The organism is Colwellia echini (assembly GCF_002843355.2).
Lineage (GTDB): Bacteria > Pseudomonadota > Gammaproteobacteria > Enterobacterales > Alteromonadaceae > Colwellia > Colwellia echini.
On the sequence record NZ_PJAI02000091.1, the window covers coordinates 1 to 529 of the forward strand.

Sequence of the window (529 nt, forward strand, 5' to 3'; positions counted from 1 at the left end):
TTTTTTAAGCTTGAAGCAAGTTCCTCGCTGTGATCTAATAGATATTATTCACCGATAGCAAAATATCATGGCCAATTATAAACCTGATTTATCCTGTCAGAGTAAGTTCATTCCCATCGACTTCTCACAACAAATAATCCCTGGAACGCTTGAATATGCGCTTGCGCATATTGTTGATAATCACCTTGATTTATCGGGCTTCGAACATTGGTACCAAAACGACAATGGCGGCGCTGCAGCTTATTCACCGTCTGTGATGCTCAAAATAATTCTCTTTGGTTACTCCCGTGGTTTTATCACTAGTCGCCGTATTGCTAATGCGTGTGAAACCAACATTACCTTCATGAGCTTATCAGGTGATGTGCAACCTCATTACACCTCAATAGCTTCGTTCGTTGCTCGAATGAAAGACCAAATAGAGCCTCTCTTTACGCAAGTTTTAATGATATGTGATAAAGAAGGTTTGATAGGCCGCAACATGTTTGCCATTGATGGCTGTAAACTAAAATCAAATGCGAGCAAAGAGTGG

1 protein-coding gene is annotated in these 529 nt (G+C 40.5%); it reads left to right on the forward strand.

From position 1 onward, the window contains the following. Positions 1 to 67 precede the first annotated feature (67 nt). On the forward strand, positions 68 to 529 hold a 462-nt coding region (locus CWS31_RS17385), incomplete at its 3' end, for a transposase (protein ID WP_148747796.1).